We start from the raw sequence: 21,944 nt of genomic DNA, 5'->3' as shown, positions 1-21,944 counted from the left end.
GCTTGCTTCGGGCACGGCACAGGGCGGGTGCATGCCAGCGTTCGCGCATGATGCGCCATGCCGTGTCCATCCCTGTTTTTTCATGGGTCAGGAGCCATACAGGGTCTGATGCAGTTTTCCTTCCGCCAGCTCCAGATCATGCGGGCCCTGTATGAAACGGGCTCCATGCGCGCGGCGAGCGCGCGGCTGAACGTATCCTTCGCCGCCATTTCCAAGGGTCTGAAGGAGATGGAACAGAAATATGGCTGCGCCCTGTACCACAAGCATGACGGACGCGTCGTGCCCACGCCGCAGGCGCGGCGCATTCTCTTAACCGCCATCCGCATGGATGACGAAATGCAGATGCTCGAACATGACCTGGCCCAGATCGGCACGGGCATGAACGAGCGTGTCACGATCGGCTATTCCACCGTATCGCTCCAGCCGCTGCTGCGCCGGATCATTCTCGATACGAAAAAGAAGCACCCGCTGCTGACCATCAATGCCGTGCGTGACATCCGCATCCCGCTCCTGCGCCGCCTGCAGGCCGGCAGCATCGACCTGTTCTGCGGCGGCCTGACCGGGGTGGACACCAAGAAATTCACGATCCACCCCCTTAACGACACACGCTACATCGTGCTGGCCCGCAAGACGTTCAACCTTACCGCCAAACAGGAGCAGGACTGGCCTTTCCTGCTGCGCTGCCCGTGGCTGCTCCACACATCGGGGCTTGTCAACCGGGTACATTTCAACAATTTCATCAGCAGTCATGGCCTGACCATGCCGGTGGACGTGCTTGAACTCGATGACAATACCTACCGCCCCGAGAACTATGACCAGAACCGCCTGATCTTCATGACCGAAGACGTGCTGGAAGAAACCTCATTCCTTGATCATTACAGGATATTACCCCTTGCATTTGCCAAGATGCAGGGCAGTTCCGGCCTGGTCTGGGCCAAGGGAGAGCACAGGCGACCGGGCATAGAATACATCATGGAAACCGTGCGCGAGATCATGGCCTAGAGCAATTCCACCCGTTCGAATGTGTCCATTCAGACTGGATATGCCCCAGCCCTTACAGGCCGTTATGGTGCAGCAGATGGACGGCATGGTCTATCACCGCCTGGGTGGCGGGGCGCGTGGAGGTATGCCAGGCCAGGCCGGTCGCGGCATGAAAACCCGGAAGCGGAATGGAAAGGCGCCGGAAACGCTGGTCCATGCCGAAGGCCCGGGCCGCGCCATCGGTGGTCAGCATCAGGCGGCCGGGGTCAATCTCGCCGCGCTCGAAGAACAGGCCATCGGTTTCAATGACATCAAGCGGAATGGCCTGCCCGATTTCAGACAGGTAGTTATGAAAATATACGGAATTGGCCAGACCGGGGCTTGGTAGCAGCCATGGGCGCGTGCCCAGATAATCCCAGTCATACATCTGCTCGGTGGTGATGGGGTCTTGCGGGTGGGCGAATATCACCATGTGGTCATGATAGATTTCCAGGCGTTCCAACGCCGTGCTGGGCGGCAGGCAGCCAAGATAGCCCACGAATATATCAATCAGATGGGCGCCAAGGTGCTGGAGCAATGTCTCCCTGCGGCCCCTGTAGGCCGATATCGTAACGTTTGGATAATGTTTTTTGATATCAAGCATCAGGCGTTGCAGGAACGGGCGCAGGGCGGCCGTTGCATACCCGATGGATACCGTATCGGCCAAAACCCTGTGCGTGCGGGTGAAATCTATTTCCAGCGCCGCGAGTTCATCTTCTATCCGGCGCGCGGTTGCCAGCAGCAGGGCACCCTTGGCCGTGGGGACAAGCCTGCCATCATGGCTGGCCAGCAGGCTCTCGCCCGCAAGCCCCTCAAGCTCACGCAGGGACTTGGATACGGCAGAGGCTGACAGGCAGAGCCGCTGGCTCGCCCCCTCGCGGCTGCCGGTTTCAACCAGCGCGATCAGTAACCTGAAATGCCTCAGGGCAATATGCCGGATCGCCGTCATGCCAGAATTTCTCTCTGAAACCGTTTCTCTACCGGAATATGATTCAATGTGAAGTTGAATTTATCAAACAATTTTTCTCTGGAATGAATTCGTAACGAAATGATTATAATCACGCTCGGGTCGATGATTGTATTAAGGAAAGGGAGCATAAGCGCGCCCTGCCCACGGTAATCCATCCTGAATATTGAAATTGATACGTTTTTTCTGAATGGACGCAAACGGACGGAGGCGATGATGTTCAGAATACCGCATAGGACCATAAACAGCGCGAAATATATAATAAGGCAGAAAGCGTGCTTACGGATTTTAATTCTGTCTTCCACGGCGTTTTATGGTCTGTGCAATAGCCAGCACGCACGCGCCCAGAGCGTTACGCAGCATAAAGCCCATGCACCGTCTTCTTCCGCCACGCCGGCGGCCACTGCCGCGAAGGCGCCCGCCGCCGATACGCCGCCCCCTGCCCCAAAGCCTGAAATCATTCATGTCAGCAAGGGCACGCCTTCTTCCAATGGCGTGACCAATACCACGCCAGGCGGCGGCCTCATGGCGCGACAGACCGTGGCGAAAAGCCAGAGCACCATTACTCGTGACTTCATTGCCAAGCAGTCACCCACCGCCAACCCCATTGCGCTGGTCACCAACCTGCCGGGCGTGGTCTCATCGGGTAACGACCCGTTAGGCCAGTCCACCACCTCCATCTCCATGCGCGGCCTGAACCAGACGGAAATCGGGTTCCTTTACGAAGGTATGCCGCTTGCGGATTCCATCAACTACACGCCCTACACGCAGTCGGTTGTTGATTCGGACAATATCTCCAGTGTTACGATCGATCAGGGCGCGCCTGACATTTCAGCGCCTGTCTATAACGATGTCGGCGGCCTGATGAAGATCTCGCTGCGCCACGCGGCGGACAAGATGGGCGGGCGCGCTGACTTCAGCTTTGGTTCCAAATCCCTCGAACGTGAATTCATCCGCCTCGATTCAGGCGATATCGCGCATACGGGCATCAAAGCGTTTGCTTCCTTCTCCTCCACGAGCAACAACGAATGGCGTGGTTCGGGCCAGTTCCGCAAATACCACGTGGATGCCGAAATCCGTAAGGACTGGACGCCCGAGACCAGCCTCGCCTTCATCTTTTCATATGACAACTGGCAGCAGAGCAACTACCGCCCCATGACCCTGGCGGCGTGGAAGCAGTACGGCATCAACTACAACTATAACAAGGATTATACCGTTGGCGACCAGAACTGGACGGGCCTGAACAATTACGAACGGCGCTCCATGATGATGATGCTGCCGTTCAAGACGAAATTCGCCAAGGGGCTGAGCTTCAATTTCACGCCAGCCTATTCCAAATTCGATGAATTCTACCTGGGCGCGCACACCCTTTCCACCGGTACCAACTATTACGGGACGCAGGCCGTAAACAATCTGCAGGGTCTTGGCGCTTCCTATAACAACGGCGCCACCACCATGGCGGAGCAGATCAATCCCGTTCCGCAGCAGAGCTTCTTTCTCAATACCGGCCTGACCTGGAAAAAGGGCATCAATACGCTGCAGTTTGGTTACTCCTACAACTACATCGACCTGCTGGAGCAGATCTGGTACACGGGCGTTGCCGCCAATGGCGGCATGCGCAACGTGGAGGGAAAATACCCCGTTACCCTGAGTGACGGCACCCGCTTCATGTCGCTGGACCAGCACTTCCAGCACCAGATGAACAGCCTCTATATCTCGGATACCGTCAAGCTGCTCAATGACCGGCTCACGATCAACGCCGGCCTCAAATACATCATGATCAACCGCACCATGGTCAACAACACCCCTGGTGCGATCCGCGATGCTGGTGGCTCTTACTCGCAGCCCCTGCCCCAGTTCTCCGCCAGCTACATGATGACCAAGCATGACCAGATCTTCATCGATGGCACAACCGCCTATCGTGCCCCGGCCTCGGTCGAGGCCTATGGCCAGCTCTGGACGCCATCCTCCGGAGCAGCCGCCTCCAACTTCAAGAATATGGCCGGTGAATATTCGATCGGTGAGGAACTGGGCTACCGCCATTACGGCCTGGTGAACGTTTCGCTCTCGCTGTTCAACTACAACATCACCAACAACCAGGTGCAGACCTACGTTACCATCGGCAGCATGAACGTGCCCGAGCCTGTGCAGAACGGTGGCAAGACCTCCCGTGGTGCACAGATCGAGATCGGGCTGCGCCCGTGGCATCATTTCAGTCCCTACGCCTCGGCCCAGTACCTGCACGCCACCATGGATAACAACTACGTGGCGCAGGATGCAGCAGGCCGCAACGTGGTCCTGCCCACCAAGGGCAAGGTCGCGGTCATGAGCCCCGAACTCGTCGCCGCCGTGGGCCTGGCCTATGACAACGGGCGTTACTTCGGCAACTTCTCGTTCAATTATGTCGGCTCGCAGTATTCGACCTTCATGAATGACGAGAAAATTCCGGGCTACGAACAGGCCAACATGACGCTGGGTTACCGCCTGCATGATGTCGGATTTGCCAAGCGCCCGCAGTTCCAGCTCAATGTCATGAACCTCGGGGCCAAGAACTATCTGTCCGGCATCCAGAGCGCCACGGCCACGTCAAAAGGCTATGGCACGGTCGCGGGCCATGCGCCGGTTTACTACGTGTCTGGTGGCGTTGCTGTCACGGCTTCCCTCTCCACAGGGTTCTGAGCAGGAGAAGGCCTGGCTCAACGCAAGTACCCGCCCATCGTGTTTTTTGATAACCTTATCTGGAAGAGCATTCATGCGCCGTTATCTTCTTTTACTCAGTTGCGGTTTTGTCGCCCTGTCGGTGGGGAGCGCCCGCGCGGCGGCATGGCCGAGCGATGAAGGACGCGGAAGCTGCCGCGTCACCAAGAAGACCGATGTTCCCGCCACCATGCGCGATGGGGTGGTGCTTCGCGCTGATGTCTATACGCCCGATACGAAGGAGAAGGTTCCGGTCATCCTCATGCGCACCCAGTACGGCAAGTCGGCGGCGCAGGTCCAGCCCTCGCGCTTCCAGTCACCGGAATGGTTTGCGTCGCATTGCTATATCGTCGCCATTCAGGATATCCGCGGCCAGGGCAAGTCCGGGGGTACGTTCTATGAATACCGCAATGACCGTGACGATGGCTATGACGCCGTGGAATGGGCCGCCCGCCTGCCCGGCTCGAGCGGCAAGGTTGGCATGTATGGTTCATCCTATGTCGGCGCCACACAGTGGCTGGCCGCCACGGCAACGCCGCCCTCGCTGGCCGCCATCGTGCCCTCCAACACCGGGTCGGACTACGGCAATGGCTGGACCTATGAGGACGGCGCCTTCCGCCTTGCCTTCATCGAACCGTGGATGATGGAGGATATCGCCTCATCCGCCGCCGAAAACCAGGGCGACAAGAAACTGTCGCAACAGTTGTACCTGCAGGGCAAGAACCCCGCGATGCTCATGCAGCAGCTACCCTATTCCACGTTCACGCCCTTTACGGTCAATGGCAAGAATGTCGCGCCCTATTTCTATGATGCGGTCAATCACTCCACATCCGATGATTACTGGAAGGCGTTCGACATCCGCTCGCGCTACGGCAAGGTGAACGTGCCGGTACTGGCATTTGATGGCTGGTATGATTCCTTCCTTGATGGCGCGCTGGAAAACTTCAATGGCATGCAGAAGGAGGGCGGCACGCCGCTTGCGCGTGAAAACCAGCGCATCATCATCGGGCCATGGGAACATATCGGCTGGGGGCGGCCTGCGGCCGTGGTCAGCCCGCGCCTGAAGGCCATTGGCCCTGTCGCCAACAGCCCTGTCAACGAACTCATGATCCAGTGGTTCGACCATTTCCTCAAGGGGGTGGATAACGGCGTGCAGACCGGCCCGCATGTCGATTACTTCACCATGGGCGAAAACCGCTGGCACAGCGCCACGTCATGGCCTGTTGCCGGCACGCAATACCAGAAATGGTACCTGGGAAGCGCGCACAGCGCATCTTCCTCCATGGGCGATGGCGCGCTGTCGCAGGAAAAAGGCGACAAGCAGGCCAAGACCCAGACGGATACTTTCGTTTATGACCCCCACAACCCGGTTCCAAGCGTAGGCGGTCATTCCTGCTGTGCCTGGACGGCAGGCCCGCAGGGGCAGTTCGACCAGTCTTCCATCGAGCGGCGGCCTGACATTCTGGTCTATACCAGCAAGGCTCTGGATACGCCGATGAATGTGACCGGACCGATTACCGTGGACCTGTTTGCCTCTTCCACCGCCAAGGATACGGATTTTACCGCCAAGCTGGTTGATGTGGCGCCCGATGGCACTGCAATCAACCTCAACAACGGCATTCAGGTTGCGCGTTTCCGCAATTCCCTGTCCACCCCGGAACTGATCACGCCGGGACAGGTTTACGAGTATCGCATCAAGGTATGGCCCACCAGCAACCTGTTCCTCAAAGGGCATCGCATCCGGCTGGAAATTTCATCGAGCGACTACCCGCAATTTGCGCCCAACCCCAATACGGGCGAAAAATTCGGCGCATCCGACCGCATGGAAGTCGCAACGCAGACCATCTGGCATGACAGCAAGCATCCCTCCTCGCTCATCCTGCCGATTATTCCTGTAACCACGGGCGACGATACCCCGCCCCAGCACTAAGACAAGCTGCATGATCAGGCTGCGTGGTGTTCTTGACCCAACATCATGCAGCCTGTTTCCAGCATGACAGATCCGATATGCTTCATGATAAATGCCGCCTTTTTCAAAAGGCGGCATTTTTTTGCACGCATGAAAAACGGCTTAAACCGCAGCCCTGCCTTGTCCTGCCCCGCACTCAGGGCCGGTCGAACAGGGCCTGAATGGCATCGGTATCCGCACCCGTCATGAGTGCGAGCGCGAGCAGGATGCGCGCCTGCCGGGGGCGCATGTGGCCCGCGGCAAGCAGGCCGCGCTGACACAGTTCGTGGCGCCGCACCACGCCGCCGCAATATCCGCTGCTGGCCTGCACCACCACAACACCCGCCGCCACGGCTTCATCAAGGGCGGCGTTCTCTGCGGGCGTGCACATGCCGGGCAGCATGCCCGCCGCGATGAGGCCACGCGCACCCGCCTGCACAAAGGCGCGTATGCCTATGCCATCGGCGCCTGCATGGCTGTAGGTTATGTCAACGCGCGGGATTTCGCCGCCCGCGCCATAAGCGGGTGGCCAGCCCACATGCCGGCGGTAGCCGCTTGCGCGCCCAAAGAACACCCGGTTGGCCTCGATCATGCCGAGTGGACCAAAATCGGGCGAGCGGAAGGTTTCAAGCTGATAGGTGGATGCCTTGGTCACTTCCTGGGCGGCGTGGATCTCGTTATTGGCCACCACCAGCACGCCGCGACCGGCGGCCTGCGGGGCCGATGCCACCAGCAGGGCGGCATACAGGTTGGCCGGACCATCAGCGCTGATGGCGCTGGCCGGACGCTGCGCGCCCACCACCACAACCGGACAGGGCACATCGAGCACAAGATCGAGAAAACAGGCGCCCTCCTCCAGCGAGGACGTGCCGTGGGTAACGACCACGCCGCTCAGATCGGGCTGGCTTGCAGCCGTGTGGCTGATGACGCTGGCCAGTTCAAACCACCGCTCCAGGGTCATCTCCACGCTGTCGCAACTGGAAAAGGGAATGCCCCGCACCACGAAACGCGCCCGCACGGCCTCGGGCAGGGCCGCAAGCAGGTCAGCCCCGCCAAGGCTTGTGCCGATCTCGGCATAATCGACCGTATCACGCGGGTCCATCGCCTGGCGGGCAATGGTGCCGCCGGTTGATATAATGGCTATGACGGGTCGCTGCATTCCGTTCCACCTTCTGGTTCAGGCCTGTTCGGCGCGATCAATCACGCAGGCGGGCTGCCTGTCAAATCCGTCCGTAAAAGTTGCGGGGTACTGGCTTTTTTTAAATACTTCTGTTGGTTTTTACTGATATGGCCCCGGCTCCGGCACCCAGCCCGTTAGCAGGTTGCGCCCGATTTCAGCATTTTTCCAATCCACGGGGTCATGTAGCGACAGGGTGCGGGCATCGCGCCAGTAACGGTCCAGCCCCTGTGTGGCATCCGTGCCCCGCGCGCCTGCCGCCGCCGGTGCCTCACTGCCCGCACGCAGCGCCGCGCGCGTGGCGACCGAACGCGCAGCACTCGCGGCCATGGCCACCGTGGCGCGGGGCACTTCGCCCTGCTCGTGCTCGTCAAGCAGGCGGCCCGCCTGCGCCACGCTGCACCAGGCACCGAACAGGTCGGCCCCGATCTCGCCTAGCAGGCGGCGCACATAGGGGTCCTGATCCGCGCTGTCCACGCCTGCCGCGCCCCATGGGCGGGCATGATCGGGCACAAAGGCACAGACCGCCCGCAACGCGCCGATGCCGATACCGGTCAGGATGGCGCTGAAACCGGCCTGAAAACGCAGGGCGACATGCTGCGGCAGGGCGGTATCGGGGGCCAGAGCGTTCCAGAAATCATCGACCACGACATTCTCCAGCGTCACGGTGCCGGAATCGGTCGCGCGCTGGCCCATGCGGTTCCAGTCATGGTGAAAGCGCAACCCCGCCGCCCCGCGCGGCACGAGGTCCATGCGCACGCCCGCGCGCACGCTCCCCCCCGCCTGCTGCGCCCGCATGGGATCGAAGGAGGAGACCGCAACAAGGTCCGCACCCGAGGCCCCCGTGGCATAGATCTTGCGGCCCGATACGATATGCGTGCCAGCATGACCCGCCCGGGCCAGTGTCTGCATGAAGCTGTCCGCCCTGCGCCCGTTCTCGGCCACGGCCATGCCGAGAATGGCATGCTCATGTACGATGCGCCGCGCCAGCACGGGCCTGAGCGCGGCAGGCGCGTAGACAAAGATCTCGCGCACCAGATCGTCATGCACCTTGTAGATCTGGGCAATGGCGGGGTCCGCCACCGCAAGGCGCAGCATAAATTCGAGCGAGAGCGCCTGTGCCACCCCAAGCCCACCCCAGGCGCGTGGCACGGCAAGGGCCAGCACACCGGTGGCCTTGAGCGCCGCCATGGCCTGATGGGGGTAACCGCCTTCGCGGTCACGCTGCGCTGCCGTGGGGGCGATGACCGTGTCAATCACCGCCTGCGCCCGCAGCAGCACGGCACCCGCTTCACCCTGCACAGGGCGGGCGGGAAACAGGTCACCTAACAGCGGGGGCAGGCACGCGGCCTGTGCCGATGAAATGCTCATGCGGCACGATAGGAAGGATGGCACGGGGCATCAACCATCCCCCTCTTTTTAAAATGACAGAAGTTTCCGGCTGCCGCTTTTTGCAAAACACTTCACCAAAAACTTCTACACCGGTCAGCCACCGGCCTGCCTGCGGGCGGCGGCGCGGATATCGCTCAGCGTCAGCAGCCAGATCACGAAGCCGCCCATGGCCAGGCAACTGCCCACCCAGCCCACGGATTCCCAGCCCAGCCCGGCGCTGATCGCCATGCCGCCCAGCCAAGGGCCAATGGCGTTGGCCATGTTGAAGGCGCTCTGGTTCATGGCCGCTGCCAGCGCCTGCGCATCCACCGCCACACTGAGCAGGCGCGACTGGATGACCGTGCCCAAACCCCCGCCACAGCCAATCAGGAACACGATGGGCATCATGCTCCACACGGAATGCACCGAACCGGGAAAGCCTGCGAGCGCTGCCGCATTAACCAGGAGTGTTCCGCCAATGGTGGGCATCATCTTGTGGTCGGCAGCCCACGCGCAGGTCATGGTGCCCACCGTCATGCCCACGCCAAATACCGCCAGCAGCACGGGCGTCATGTAGGCGGGCGCATGCGTGACCTCCTGCAAGATGGAGGCAAGATAGGTATAGACGCAGAAGATGCCGCCAAAACCCACCACGCCAATGCCCAGCGTCAGCCACACCTGCCGGTTTTTAAGGGCGCGGATCTCGGTCATGGCGCTGGCGTCGGGGCGCGGCGGATCGGTGGGCACGAAGCGCATGATGAGCAGCATGGTGCATAGCGCCAGCCCCGCAATCAGCACGAACGCCCAGCGCCACCCCACCAGCATGCCCAGCCCGTTGGCCATGGGCACGCCACCAATGGTGGCTATGGTCAGGCCCAGCACCACGCGGGCCACGGCCTGCGTGCGGCGGTTTTCAGGCACGAGAGCGGAGGCGACAATCCCCGCCGTGCCAAAATAGGCCCCATGCGGCAGCCCGCTGATGAACCGGCACAAAAGCAGGCACAGGTAATTGGGGGCGAGGGCCGTCAGCCCATTGCCAAGGACATAGAGCACCATCATGCCGATCAGCAGGTATTTACGGCTGTATCTGGCGCCCAGCATGGCAATGAGCGGCGCGCCCACGCACACGCCCGCGGCATAGGCCTCGATGGCGTGGCCCGCCTGGGGCACGGTCACATGCATGCCTGCCGAGATCATGGGCACGAGGCTCATGGCCGCGAATTCAGCCGTGCCAATGGCAAAGCCGCCAAGGGCGAGAATAAAGAAGATCAGGCCGGGGCTGCCAACATGGCGCACGGGCGCGGGAGCCCCTCCACGGTCATGGATCATTGTCTGTGTCATGCATATGCTCTGGATGAATGGAGTAAAGCGCGCATACCGCACGCGATCGGTTGCGCGCCGTTACACCCATGCCGACATGCCGACAAGCCCCGTTGGGCAATGTATTTCCACCCGCACCCAGGCCATGCACGCAAAAGGGGCGGTAAACGCCAGATGCGGCGTTTCATGACGTTTTTTGAAAAATGACGCGTTGCCGCCCACCCGGCGCAGGCAGGCCCTTCATGGCCGGTCAGGCAGAACACTGGGCACAAAAAAAGACGCCGAAGCGCCTGTCATGGTCATTCTTTTTGCCTGCCGACTGCCGGCCATTCCCGCATTAATGCGGGAATTCCGGCGGCAGGGGTATCAGGACAGAAACCCCTGAGCTCAGGCAGCGCGATCGGACACGATGGTAGCAACCATCAGGGCAGCGATCATGGGCAGGAAAGCAACCATGGTCAACGAGGACATGGCGTTAACGGAGTGGGCAATTATGGTGCTGATGTTTTCAATAAACATGTTTTCAGTTCCTTTGGTGTCGTGTTGGTGAGACGGAAGGAACACCAGAACCGAAATACTGGCAATAAAAATTCTGGAACAGTTGGCGATAACCAGCAGACCATTACAGTATCGGCATATTATTATTGTTCAATAAATGCGCATAACCTCAAGACCGCCCTGATCCTTTTCCCGGCGCCCGGAAAAACTGTGCCGCGCAAAGCAGCATAATGGCCTCGCACCCCGTCAGAGGGATGTAAGGCCAGATTAAAATCCGTGCAATTGCACAATATTTAATCTTCTATTATCACGATTTCGTGAACTATCTGGCTTGTTAATCGACCCGATTTCGGGCCATGCCAGCGCGTTTCAGGCCACTTCAGGTGCAGGCCCGGAAAAACTGTCTTATTTTCAATAGCCTGCGTTGAGGCACCCGTCCAGCATAAAAACAGGTCATTTTGCCCCAGAGGCAAAAAAGTGACCTGCCTGCGCGCAGCAACCCCGATCAGGCCTGATCAGGCAGATCGATTCCATAATCATAGCGCCGCACCGCTGCTCCCATTTTAGCCATGCCCGCCGGGGCATCCATGGAGGTGAACAGCACCTCGATGAAGTTCACGCCCTTATGGGCCGCTGCCTGGTCCAGCGCGGTTTCGAGTTCATCCATACTCGCTACCCTGAACGTCCGTGGCGCCCTGTCCGGGCCAAAGACCTGCGGCAGGTCGGCATAACGCCAGTTGGCGATGTCGTTATAGACCGATTGTGGGCCAAGGATCATGCGCTCGATGGTGTAGCCGCCGTTATTGATGAGGAAGATGGTGATATTGGCCTCATGGCGCAGCAGGGTGGAGAGTTCCTGCACGGTCATCTGAAAGGAGCCATCGCCAATAAACAGCACATGCCGCCGTTCGGGCTGGGCAAGACATGCGCCAAGGCTTGCGGGCAGCGAATAGCCGATCGCAGCCCACACCGGCTGCACCAGCAGGCTGCACCCAGCAGGCAGTTGCGCGTGCAGCATGGCCGTCATGGAGGAACCGTTATCGGCCACCACCACGTCAGCCGGTTGCAAGAAGGATTCGACCCGGCGCCAGAACGGGGCCTGCGCCCAGCCTTCATCCTGCGGCGCGGGCGCCGTGGGGGCAGCGGGAGCGGCAATCCGTTCAGGCCGCGCCATGCGCACGCTGGCCAGGCGCTGGTGCACGCTGTCCAGCAGGTCGGCGGCCGTAATGCCCTGAATGTTCTCGCCATTGCAGGTCAGGCTGAAAGGCTGCACATCCACCATCGCCCCCGGCGCGATCTGCTGCGAGAAATAGCCTGACGTGGAATCAACGAACCGGACCCCCAGCGCAATCACGCAATCGGCGGCCTTTACGTAATCCGCCACAGCCGGAGCGGAGGCAGCGCCCCCGTACTGCCCCAGCCATTCAGGCCCGGATTCAGGCAGCAGCGTGCGCGCGGTGGACAGCGCGGCATAGGGAATGCCAAAGCTGGTGCACAGCGCCTGCACGCGTTCGCGCAACCCATACTGGCGCACCATGGCATCGATCAGCACCACGGGCTTGCGGGCCTGGCTGATGCGCCGGACCACCTGCTCGCCGGCCCGGGCGAGCAGGCCGGGGTCGGACACCGCGGCAACCGTGGGCGGCGGCGGAACGTCAACCGCCACATAACAGATATCGGACGGGAACTGGATATAGACCGGGCGGCGTAACGCCTGCACCGCCTGCAGCACGCGGTCGGTCTCGGCCACGGCGGTTGCGGGGTTGAGCCGCGCGCAGGCGACCGTGAACTGCCGGTAGCAGTTCAGCACGTTGTCATAATTGCCATCGGCCAGGGTGTGGTGCACCAGCGCGCGCGACTGGATGGCATGCCACGGCGGCATGCCCGAAATCACGACCAGCGGCACCCCCTCGGCACTCGCGCCCGCCACGGCGGAAAGGCATGACAGGTCGCCCACTCCATAGGTGACCAGCACCGCCCCGATGCCAGCGAGCCGCGCATCGCCATCAGCCGCGTAGGCCGCATTGAGTTCATTGCAGGTGCCGATGAACTCAATGCCTGGCGTTTGCTCGATGAGTTCCAGGAATTCCAGATTGTAATCACCGGGGACGCCATAAATACGCGAAACACCAAGATGCCGGAGCCGGTCCAGCAGCATACTACCGATTGATCCGCGCATGCCGTCTTTCCCCTATCTGTTGCCACCCCCGCCGGAATTGGCGGGGGTGAAATCAATAGATATCAAAATCATTGTTTCCGGTGGATGAAAAGGCCATACGGCGTTCCGTCATGTTCAGGATCCATGATGACATGTCCGAGCGCGTGCGCGGAAATGGCAGACGGTGCACCATCGAGCGCATGCTGTAGAATTTGCGGTACATGCTCTGGATACGCTGCTCCATCTGCCCCGGCGTGCAGTTCTTGGGCCAGATATGGCAGACCTGGCCGGGCCAGCGGTCGATATCCTCGGGGTCGATGATACGGCCCGCCTTCTTCATCCGCTCGAACAGGGCCGTGCCCTTGGTGGGGGTGAGGATGTTGAAGTAGGCCGCAGGCACCTTGTGCGCCTCGAGGAAGGAGAGCGTCGCCTCGTACACATCGGGGTGCTCGTCATCATAGCCGAAGATGAAATTGAGCGAGTAACTGATGTCGCGCCTGCGCAGGTTGTCGAACATCTCGCCATAGCGGCTGGCCTTGTTCCAGCCCTTCTTCATGCCCTGCAGCATTTCCTCGTCAATGCTCTCGATGCCGATATTGACGTGCATGACCCCGCTGCGCTGGGCCAGGTCGAGGAAGTTCGTATCAAGGCACAGATTGGACGACCACAGCGTGGACCAGCGGATTTTGAGCGGCACAAGCCCTTCCATCAGTTCCATGGCGCGGCTTTTCTTGCCGCCGAAATTGCTCTCGCCAAAAAAGAAGTGGCTGCCCTTGTCCTTGATGCGCTCAAGCTCGGCCACCATCTGGTCAACCGGCCGCCACCGGAAGCGCCCGCCAAGGTAGAAACGCTCCGAACAGAAATCACACACGAACGGGCACCCGCGCGAGGACTGCACGGCAAAGGTGCGGAAGGGGCCGAACTTTTTCAGGTCCAGCAGGTCGTAGCGCGGGGGCGGCAGGTCATTGAGTTCCTTGAGCGGCGTGGCGCGGTAGATCTTTTGCAGGCGGTCAGCCGCCGCATCTTCAAGCATGGTGCGCCAGATGGGTTCGGCCTCGCCCACGCCTACCGCATCACAATGCTCGGCTGCCTCCTCGGCGTAGAAGAACACATGCGGGCCACCCATGATGACCTTGACCCCGCGCCTGCGGAACTCGGCGGCGATGTCGTAGGCGCGGGGGGAATGCAGCGTCCAGGCGCTGAGTGCGACCACATCGACCGGCACCTCGAAATTGATGTCCTCCAGTTGCTCATCAAGCAGGGTGACGGTCCATTCGCGCGGCGTGAGGGCTGCAAGGTAGGGCAGCGCCAGCGGCACCATCTGCCGCCGCTTGGTCTTGAAAATGGTCCGGTCGGTCTTGGAACGGTAATGCGATGGCTGGATGATAAGCAGCTTGAGATCTGCCTTGGACATGCTTCAACTCCATGGACCGGGATGTGAAGAAAATATACTGGACAAATAACTGTCAGGCATATCGTACGGTTTTTGTCCCGCATGTCCACCGCGCGCAGTAAACACAATTATATTCAGAAGCGATCATATAGAGTATGCATATTTCATATATCAAAAATTTGCATGACTATTTACTGAACAGATTTTTTATTACTTGTTTATTATTTATTTTATTTTACTTACTATCAATCACCCCTCCGCGACTTGAAACTGGCCACATATCAGGTTTAAGCCTGCTGCATGCCTGTGCCCCTGCATGCAAAAGGCCCGTTCCCTATGGCACGGGCCTCGTGACCTCACTCAGCAGCAGGGTGCGCGCTGATCCATATGCCCCCATCATCTTCGGCAATCAAGAAACGCCAGCCAGGTGCTGCTTTTTTTCCAGAACCGTCATGAGGCTGACAGGCTGTTGCCTCACCTGATTTCGCGTACGGCACCGTAAATATGGTACAGCGAACTCGCGGGCATGTAGCCATCAAGCGGCGTGCCATCCGCCCCCAGCCGGTCAAACCAGCCACCGCGCAGGCGGGGCGGCACATAAGCACGTGCAAAACGGGCGCAGGCCGGGGCCAGCAGGTTTTCCGCCACCCCATCGCCCCCTGCCGTGCGGCGGGCAAGCTGGCGGATGAATTCGGTCTGCTGCCAGATGCGCGTCGTGGCTTCGAGCGGTGCGCCGTGATCGGTCACCGCATCGCATACGGCCAGCGTATCGGGGCACACGCCATGGCGCATGCCAAACGCATGCAACTGTGCCGATGCGTGCAGGAAGGGCGAGTCCGTCCCCTCCCCCGCAAGGCGGGCATATTCCGCCAGCAGCCAGGCCCATTCAAACACATGGCCCGGCTCGGTCCGGTTCTGGCCCAAAGGCGCGCTTGGCTGCCACAGCGGCGTGAACAGTTCGCCCACCGCGCCACCAGGCAGCATGAAATGCCGCATGCCCAGCCCCGCAAGGGCACGGGCGTGATCGAGATACATCTCCCCGCCGCCAACTTCAGCCAGCGCAAGAAAGGCTTCAAGCAGGTGCATGTGCGGGTTCTGGCGGCGAAACCCGTCCTGCCCCGGCACGGTATCAAGATAGCCGCCGGGCTGCGGCGTACCGAACAGGGTAGTGATTTCATCCACCGTCTGCCGTGCCGTCTCCAGCCATGTCCTCTCGCCTGACAGCCGGTATGACCACGCGCAGGCATAAAGAATGAAGGCATGGGCATAGAGATCGCGCCGCGTATCAGCCAGGGTGCCATCAGGGGCCAGCGAAAAGACCCAGCCCGGCGCGCCATCCGCCCGCCAATAGCGCCTGCGCACCTGCGCCATGCAGGCCAGCGCCGTGGCCCCGGCAGCACTATGGCCATCATCGGCAGCCCGCACATAGGTCGCAATCTGCCGGGCCTGCACCATCAGCCGCAGGGCGGGCGGGTTGCACGGCACCCCGTCAAAGCCCAGCCGCTCATGAAACAGTTGGCGTGCGGGGTCGAAGCCCGCCTCGATCCATAACGGCAGGGCGGCCTGCGCCAGCCAGTGCCGCAGCCCCCCGGCGGGTTGCTCACCCATTGGCCTGCCCAGCCCCCGCGCGCCGGACCAGCGATGTGGTCGAACGGCCATCAATCAGATCAATCAAGGCCACCCGGCCACCATAACTGCGCACGAAGGGCGCGCCCACCACCTGATCCTCGGTGTAATCCGCGCCCTTGACCAGCACGTCCGGGCGCAGGGCCTCGATGGCCTTGATGGGCGTCTCCTCATCAAACAGCACCACAAGATCCACATCACGCAGGGCGCCGAGCACGGTGGCCCGCGCCTGCTCATCCTGCACCGGGCGCGATGGCCCCTTAAGGGCTGCCACCGAGCGGTCGGTATTGAGTGCAACCACCAGCCTGTCACCCTGCCTTGCCGCCCCCCGCAGCAGGGCGATATGGCCGGGATGCAGCAGGTCGAAACAGCCATTGGTGAACACGATGCGCGCGCCATGCCGCCGCCAGTCCGCCACGATGCGCGTGGCCTCGCCCAGGCTGACAAGGTTGCCGTGGCCTGTCGTTTCCCCGTTCAGGGCGTGTTGCAGTTCGTGGCGCGAGACCGTGGCCGTGCCATGCTTGCTGACCGAGATTGCCGCCGCCGTGGTGGCGATGACCACCGCCGTCTCGAGCGGCAGCCCGGCGGAGAGCATGGTGGCGATGGTGGCCACCACCGTATCGCCCGCGCCGCACACATCAAACACTTCCGAGCGCTGGGCCGAGACATGCCGCACGCTGCCCCCACGCTGCCACAGCGACATGCCCTGCTCGGAGCGCGTGACCAGCACGTCGCCGCCGAACTGGCTGCTGGCGGCACGCGCCGCCGCCTCCACCTGCGCATCGGTATCGGTGGGCAGGAAGGTGGCGCGGCTGATCTCGGCGCGGTTGGGCGTAATCAGCGCGGCCCCAGTGTAGATGCCGAATGTCGCGCGCTTGGGGTCCACGATCACGGGCACGCTGGCCGCCGCCGCCCGCGCCATGATGCCCCGTATCACCTCATCGGACAGCACGCCCTTGGCGTAATCCGAGCACACCAGCACGCGCGCGCCCGGCAGGGCCGCATCAACGGCGGCGAGCAGGCGGGCATTGGTTTCCGCGCTGAAGGGGGTGAGAATTTCCTCATCAATGCGAATGATCTGCTGCTGCCCGCCAAGGATGCGGGTCTTGGTGATGGTGGTCCATGCGGGGTCCGCCACCCATCCGGTCGTGTCGATGCCGGGCCACGCTGCCAGTGTGGTGCGCAGGGTCCGGGCCGCAGCATCCGTGCCCACCACGCCGATCAGGCTGACCGGTGCGCCAAGGGCTGCCGCATTGGCCGCGACATTGGCAGCGCCCCCCGGCGTTGCGTGCTCGCGCGCATGCAGCAGCACCGGCACAGGAGCCTCGGGCGAGATCCTGTTGACCGAGCCGGTAATGTAACGATCCAGCAGAAGATCACCCACGACAACAATCCGGCCGGGTGTGAGTGTATCAATCATCCATGATCCATCAGGATAGAAAAAAGGCAGGCGCATGCGCTACCGCAGCAATAGGATATGGCGGCGTATCTGTCACGTCGCCCCGGTTGGATACAACCTGCCCTTAGGCGGATTTCAGAAATGACAAAAGCTTCCGGGTACCGCCTTTTTTCAAAAAGCTTCACCAGAAACTTCTCTCTCACACCTTAAACGACAGGCAGGATGCGGCTGGTGCCATCATGCTCGAGCATGTCGATGATGGCGGCTGCCGTTTCCTCTACCGAGCGGTGGGTGACGTTGATGACCGGCCATTTATGCCGCGTGCACAGCCGTCGCGCCCAGAGCAGTTCCTCCTGCACGTTGACCGGGTCTATATAGGGCTTGACCGATGTTTCCGACATGCCGGGAGCCGCGATGGAGCGGCCCGGCAGCATCATGCCAACGCGTGAGCGGCGGATTTCAAGCAGGGTATGCGCATCAATGGTAAGGCCGACCACAAGGCCGGGAAAATGTTCCAGCCCAGCAGGCAGCGGCGCATGCGGCACCAGCGGAATATTGGCAGCCCTGATGCCCCGGTTGGCCAGATAGAAACAGGTGGGCGTCTTGGATGTGCGCGAAACCCCTACCAGCACCACCTCCGCGCGGGTGAGGTCGGTTGTTTTCTGCCCGTCATCATGGGCAATGACATACTGCATTGCATCAATGCGGCGGCGGTAGCTGTCATCCATCACGTACTGGCCACCGGGGTGGCGCTCGGCGGGGATGCCGGTCTGCTGTTCAAGGAAATGGATGGTGCCATCAAGGATGTTCTTGACCTGCACGCCAAGGCGCGCGCACCCCACCCGCAGCATGGTCTGCAATTCGGGCGATGTGAGCGAGGACAGGACCGGCCCCGGCTCGTGACTGATCCCGGCCAGCACGCGGCCGACCTGCACGCGCGTGCGCACGAGGTTCCAGTTACGCAGGGCAAACTCGGCATCCTGGAACTGGGCGCCACAGGCGCGCATCACCGCCTCGAGCGCCTGTCCCGTCGCCTCGGATACAAGATGCAGGATGATCGGCTGTTCGCTCATTGTCCTGCCTGACAGGCGCGCCGCAGCCCTAAGGCAGGCGACGCGCCATTTTTTTCAGTCTCCATGCCACCACAAGGTGGCGTCAGGCGGGGTTGCCAACCTTGCTGCGGGTGGCAAGGGCGGCCTGAGCTGCCGCAAGGCGGGCCACCGGCACGCGGAAGGGTGAGCACGATACATAGTCCAGCCCGACTTCATCAAAGAACGCGATGGAATCCGGGTCGCCACCATGCTCGCCACAGATGCCCAGCTTGAGGTCGGGGCTGGTCTGCCGCCCCCGCTCCACGCCAAGGCGCACGAGCGCACCCACGCCATCACGGTCGATGGACACGAACGGGTCGCGCGGCAGCAGGCCGTTATCGACATAATAAGGCAGGAACGACCCCGCATCATCACGCGACAGGCCAAAGGTGGTCTGGGTCAGGTCATTGGTGCCGAACGAGAAGAAATCGGCATATTCCGCGATTTTGTCCGCCTGGATGGCGGCACGCGGCAGCTCGATCATGGTGCCGATGTAGTAGTTGAGGTTGGTGCCCTCTTCCTTCAGCACGCGGGCGATCTCGTCTTCGGCAGCGCGGCGGGTGGTGGCCAGCTCGGCCTGCGTTGCCACCAGCGGGATCATGATCTCGGGGCGAATGGGCTTGCCGAGTTCCTTCTCCACGATCACGGCGGCCTGGATCAGAGCACGCACCTGCATGGCATAGATTTCCGGGCTGGTCAGGCCGAGGCGGCAGCCGCGATGGCCCAGCATCGGGTTGGTCTCGGCCAGTGCCGCGCAACGGGCGCGCACATCTTCCACGCTCTTGCCCAGCGCCTGCGCCACTTCGGCCATCTCGGCTTCCGCATGCGGCAGGAATTCGTGCAGCGGCGGGTCGAGCAGGCGCACGGTTACCGGCAGCCCCGCCATGATGCGGAACAGGCTGGCAAAGTCATCACGCTGGAAAGGCAGCAGCCCCGCAATGGCCTTCTGGCGCACCAGTTCATCATCGGCAATGATCATCTGGCGCACGAGGCCAATGCGGTCAGGGCCGAAGAACATGTGCTCCGTGCGGGCAAGGCCAATGCCTTCCGCACCAAAGCGCCGGGCGGTGGCGGCATCATCAGGCGTTTCGGCGTTGGCGCGCACGCCAAGGCGGCGCACGCTGTCAGCCCAGCCCATGAGCGTGTTGAAATCATCGGACAGCGTGGGCGCGATGGTGGGCACGCGGCCCAGATAGACAGCCCCCGTGCCGCCATCGAGCGTGATCCACTCGCCCTGCGCGATGGTATGCGCGCCGATGGTCATGTTACCGGCGGCGTAATCGACATGGATGCTGCCAGCGCCTGCCACGCACACGCGGCCCATGCCACGCGCCACCACGGCGGCGTGCGAGGTCATGCCGCCACGGGTGGTGAGCACGCCACGGGCGGCATGCATGCCGTGCACGTCCTCCGGCGAGGTCTCGATACGGACCAGGATCACATCCTCGCCCTTTGCGGCCCGCGTCTCGCATTCTTCGGCCGAGAACACGACCGCACCGGCAGCAGCCCCCGGCGAGGCGGGCAGGCCGCGCGTGAGCTGCACGCGCTCGGCCTTGGGATCGAGCGTGGGGTGCAGAAGCTGGTCAAGCGAGGAGGCGGGCACGCGGCGGATCGCATCCTCCTGCGTGATCAGGCCTTCACGCGCCATGTCGATGGCGATCTTCAGCGCTGCGGCGGCAGTACGCTTACCGCTGCGGGTCTGGAGAATGTAGAGGACATTGCGCTGGACGGTGAATTCGATGTCCTGCATGTCCTTGTAATGGGTTTCGAGCACCGAGCGCACGCGCATCAGTTCGGCGTAAGCCTGCGGCAGGGTGGTTTCCATCGGGTGCTGGCCCGCCTCGGCGCGCGCGCACGCCATGGGCTGCGGCGTGCGGATGCCGGCCACCACATCCTCGCCCTGCGCGTTGATGAGGTATTCACCGTAGAAGATGTTCTCACCCGTTGACGGATCACGCGTGAAGCATACGCCGGTGGCGCAGTCATCGCCCATGTTGCCGAACACCATGGACTGCACGTTGACCGCCGTGCCCCATGAGGCCGGGATCTCGTGCAGCTTGCGATAGGTGTTGGCGCGCGGGTTCATCCACGAACCGAACACCGCCCCGATCGCGCCCCAGAGCTGGTCCTGTGGGTCGGTAGGGAATTCGGTGCCGGTGTTGGTGCTGATGAGGTGGCGGTAATCGGCCACGATGGTGCGCCACTGCTCTGCCGTGATGGCGGTGTCGTCTTCCACCTTGCTGGCGCGCTTGAACTGCTCGAGCACATCCTCGAAGTGATGATGGGGCACGCCCATCACCACCGAGCCGTACATCTGGATGAAGCGGCGGTAGCTGTCCCATGCGAAGCGGGCATCGCCAGAGGACCGGGCAAGACCTTCCACCGTCTCGTCATTGAGGCCAAGGTTGAGCACGGTATCCATCATGCCCGGCATGGACACGCGCGCGCCCGAGCGCACCGAGACCAGCAGGGGAGCCGCAGCATCGCCAAAGCGCAGGCCCATGGATTTTTCAACCCGCGCCAGCGCATCGGCAACCTGGGCGCGCAGGTCATCGGGATATTTCCGGCCATTTTCATAAAAGGCCGAACAGACTTCCGTCGTAATGGTGAAGCCGGGCGGCACGGGCAGGCCATTGGCCGCCATTTCCGCCAGGTTGGCGCCTTTGCCGCCCAGAAGGTTGCGCATCTCCGCGCGCCCTTCGTTCAGGCCATCTCCGAAGCTATAAACCCATTTGGTCATGTCTGTTCGTTCCTACGCACGCCCGTCTGTCAAAGGATAACACCTGCTCCGGCACAGGGTGAAACAGACGACCGTGCTTTTTAATATTGTTTGTTGTTGGCAGGTCCGGGCAATGAATTTAACCGGCACGGGCAAGGGCGGGCAATCACTATTTTCACCCGCCCCATCGCGCCACGCGGCACTCCCTTGAGGGCGCGACGCCCGGCAGGATGCGGAAAATGAAAATAATATTGTTTAATTACAAGGATATATTTTTATAAACCATCAGAACAAGCGCGGACATCCGCAAGGTGCGACGCATATTATATTATTTTTAATAATTTCAGTTATTCATTTTATGCATGTTTTTACGTTCCCTCAAAGGCCCTGTTTTTGCTGCATTACGTTGTGCGTCGCAGCAAAAACATTGCGCACTGCACAATAAAAAAAATGTAATTACAAAATATCCCAATCCGTTATTCAAAAAAATACTTCAAAAACGCCTTCAATTATGTTGACACTCCATTCCGCTTTCCAGAAAAATTGCTGACGGCCACACA

14 protein-coding genes are annotated in these 21,944 nt (G+C 61.3%); 3 read left to right on the top strand and 11 right to left on the bottom strand.

Going from position 1 to position 21,944, the window contains the following annotated elements:
- Nucleotides 1–108 precede the first annotated feature (108 nt).
- Nucleotides 109–1,002, top strand: a complete 894-nt coding sequence (locus QEG70_RS08780; protein WP_308720340.1) for a LysR family transcriptional regulator — start codon at nt 109–111, stop codon at nt 1,000–1,002.
- Between the two features lie 52 nt (nt 1,003–1,054).
- Here the strand turns inward: QEG70_RS08780 and QEG70_RS08775 are convergent, their stop codons facing one another.
- The gene (locus QEG70_RS08775) at nt 1,055–1,969 is read right to left on the bottom strand and encodes a LysR family transcriptional regulator (RefSeq protein WP_308720339.1); all 915 of its coding nucleotides are present in this window, start codon (nt 1,967–1,969) and stop codon (nt 1,055–1,057) included.
- 543 nt (nt 1,970–2,512) lie between these two features.
- Here QEG70_RS08775 and QEG70_RS08770 point away from each other — a divergent pair.
- The gene (locus QEG70_RS08770; RefSeq protein ID WP_308720338.1) at nt 2,513–4,666 is read left to right on the top strand and encodes a TonB-dependent receptor; all 2,154 of its coding nucleotides are present in this window, start codon (nt 2,513–2,515) and stop codon (nt 4,664–4,666) included.
- A gap of 73 nt (nt 4,667–4,739) precedes the next feature.
- Complete coding sequence (locus QEG70_RS08765; RefSeq protein WP_308720337.1) at nt 4,740–6,614, top strand: CocE/NonD family hydrolase; 1,875 nt, start codon at nt 4,740–4,742, stop codon at nt 6,612–6,614.
- A 175-nt stretch (nt 6,615–6,789) separates the two neighbouring features.
- On the opposite strand, the gene QEG70_RS08760 is transcribed toward QEG70_RS08765, so the two are convergent.
- The 10 genes from QEG70_RS08760 to ppdK form a co-directional block, all read right to left on the bottom strand.
- Nucleotides 6,790–7,791, bottom strand: a complete 1,002-nt coding sequence (locus tag QEG70_RS08760) for an asparaginase (protein ID WP_308720336.1) — start codon at nt 7,789–7,791, stop codon at nt 6,790–6,792.
- A gap of 120 nt (nt 7,792–7,911) precedes the next feature.
- Entirely contained in the window at nt 7,912–9,180 is a 1,269-nt protein-coding gene (locus tag QEG70_RS08755; RefSeq protein WP_308720335.1) for an acyl-CoA dehydrogenase family protein, read from the bottom strand.
- Between the two features lie 114 nt (nt 9,181–9,294).
- Nucleotides 9,295–10,521, bottom strand: coding sequence for an MFS transporter (locus QEG70_RS08750; RefSeq protein ID WP_472369982.1), 1,227 nt, complete (start codon nt 10,519–10,521; stop codon nt 9,295–9,297).
- Nucleotides 10,522–10,887: 366 nt separating this feature from the next.
- On the bottom strand, nt 10,888–11,019 hold the full coding sequence (locus tag QEG70_RS08745; RefSeq protein ID WP_308720334.1) for a hypothetical protein: 132 nt from the start codon (nt 11,017–11,019) through the stop codon (nt 10,888–10,890).
- A gap of 484 nt (nt 11,020–11,503) precedes the next feature.
- Nucleotides 11,504–13,177 (bottom strand): alpha-keto acid decarboxylase family protein, encoded by a 1,674-nt coding sequence (locus tag QEG70_RS08740; RefSeq protein WP_308720333.1) that lies wholly within the window; start codon nt 13,175–13,177, stop codon nt 11,504–11,506.
- A 52-nt stretch (nt 13,178–13,229) separates the two neighbouring features.
- Nucleotides 13,230–14,570 (bottom strand): B12-binding domain-containing radical SAM protein, encoded by a 1,341-nt coding sequence (locus QEG70_RS08735; protein WP_308720332.1) that lies wholly within the window; start codon nt 14,568–14,570, stop codon nt 13,230–13,232.
- A 453-nt stretch (nt 14,571–15,023) separates the two neighbouring features.
- Entirely contained in the window at nt 15,024–16,208 is a 1,185-nt protein-coding gene (locus tag QEG70_RS08730) for an AGE family epimerase/isomerase (protein ID WP_308720331.1), read from the bottom strand.
- The gene (gene rfaE2 / locus QEG70_RS08725; RefSeq protein WP_308720330.1) at nt 16,150–17,595 is read right to left on the bottom strand and encodes a D-glycero-beta-D-manno-heptose 1-phosphate adenylyltransferase; all 1,446 of its coding nucleotides are present in this window, start codon (nt 17,593–17,595) and stop codon (nt 16,150–16,152) included. The genes QEG70_RS08730 and rfaE2 overlap by 59 nt, the downstream gene beginning before the upstream one ends.
- A gap of 185 nt (nt 17,596–17,780) precedes the next feature.
- On the bottom strand, nt 17,781–18,647 hold the full coding sequence (locus QEG70_RS08720; protein WP_308720329.1) for a pyruvate, water dikinase regulatory protein: 867 nt from the start codon (nt 18,645–18,647) through the stop codon (nt 17,781–17,783).
- Between the two features lie 82 nt (nt 18,648–18,729).
- Entirely contained in the window at nt 18,730–21,405 is a 2,676-nt protein-coding gene (ppdK, locus tag QEG70_RS08715; protein WP_308720328.1) for a pyruvate, phosphate dikinase, read from the bottom strand.
- Between the last annotated feature and the right edge of the window lie 539 nt (nt 21,406–21,944).

The organism is Komagataeibacter xylinus (assembly GCF_031081985.1).
GTDB lineage: Bacteria > Pseudomonadota > Alphaproteobacteria > Acetobacterales > Acetobacteraceae > Komagataeibacter > Komagataeibacter xylinus_E.
This window is presented reverse-complemented; position numbering and strand designations above follow the sequence as displayed.

What these genes read in the sequence shown, in the direction of transcription:
- QEG70_RS08780 (WP_308720340.1), top strand. Translation starts at nt 109, where the DNA reads ATGCAGTTTTCCTTCCGCCAGCTCCAGATCATGCGGGCCCTGTATGAA.
- QEG70_RS08775 (WP_308720339.1), bottom strand. Translation starts at nt 1,969, where the DNA reads ATGACGGCGATCCGGCATATTGCCCTGAGGCATTTCAGGTTACTGATC.
- QEG70_RS08770 (WP_308720338.1), top strand. Translation starts at nt 2,513, where the DNA reads ATGGCGCGACAGACCGTGGCGAAAAGCCAGAGCACCATTACTCGTGAC.
- QEG70_RS08765 (WP_308720337.1), top strand. Translation starts at nt 4,740, where the DNA reads ATGCGCCGTTATCTTCTTTTACTCAGTTGCGGTTTTGTCGCCCTGTCG.
- QEG70_RS08760 (WP_308720336.1), bottom strand. Translation starts at nt 7,791, where the DNA reads ATGCAGCGACCCGTCATAGCCATTATATCAACCGGCGGCACCATTGCC.
- QEG70_RS08755 (WP_308720335.1), bottom strand. Translation starts at nt 9,180, where the DNA reads ATGAGCATTTCATCGGCACAGGCCGCGTGCCTGCCCCCGCTGTTAGGT.
- QEG70_RS08750 (WP_472369982.1), bottom strand. Translation starts at nt 10,521, where the DNA reads ATGACACAGACAATGATCCATGACCGTGGAGGGGCTCCCGCGCCCGTG.
- QEG70_RS08745 (WP_308720334.1), bottom strand. Translation starts at nt 11,019, where the DNA reads ATGTTTATTGAAAACATCAGCACCATAATTGCCCACTCCGTTAACGCC.
- QEG70_RS08740 (WP_308720333.1), bottom strand. Translation starts at nt 13,177, where the DNA reads ATGCGCGGATCAATCGGTAGTATGCTGCTGGACCGGCTCCGGCATCTT.
- QEG70_RS08735 (WP_308720332.1), bottom strand. Translation starts at nt 14,570, where the DNA reads ATGTCCAAGGCAGATCTCAAGCTGCTTATCATCCAGCCATCGCATTAC.
- QEG70_RS08730 (WP_308720331.1), bottom strand. Translation starts at nt 16,208, where the DNA reads ATGGCCGTTCGACCACATCGCTGGTCCGGCGCGCGGGGGCTGGGCAGG.
- rfaE2 (WP_308720330.1), bottom strand. Translation starts at nt 17,595, where the DNA reads ATGATTGATACACTCACACCCGGCCGGATTGTTGTCGTGGGTGATCTT.
- QEG70_RS08720 (WP_308720329.1), bottom strand. Translation starts at nt 18,647, where the DNA reads ATGAGCGAACAGCCGATCATCCTGCATCTTGTATCCGAGGCGACGGGA.
- ppdK (WP_308720328.1), bottom strand. Translation starts at nt 21,405, where the DNA reads ATGACCAAATGGGTTTATAGCTTCGGAGATGGCCTGAACGAAGGGCGC.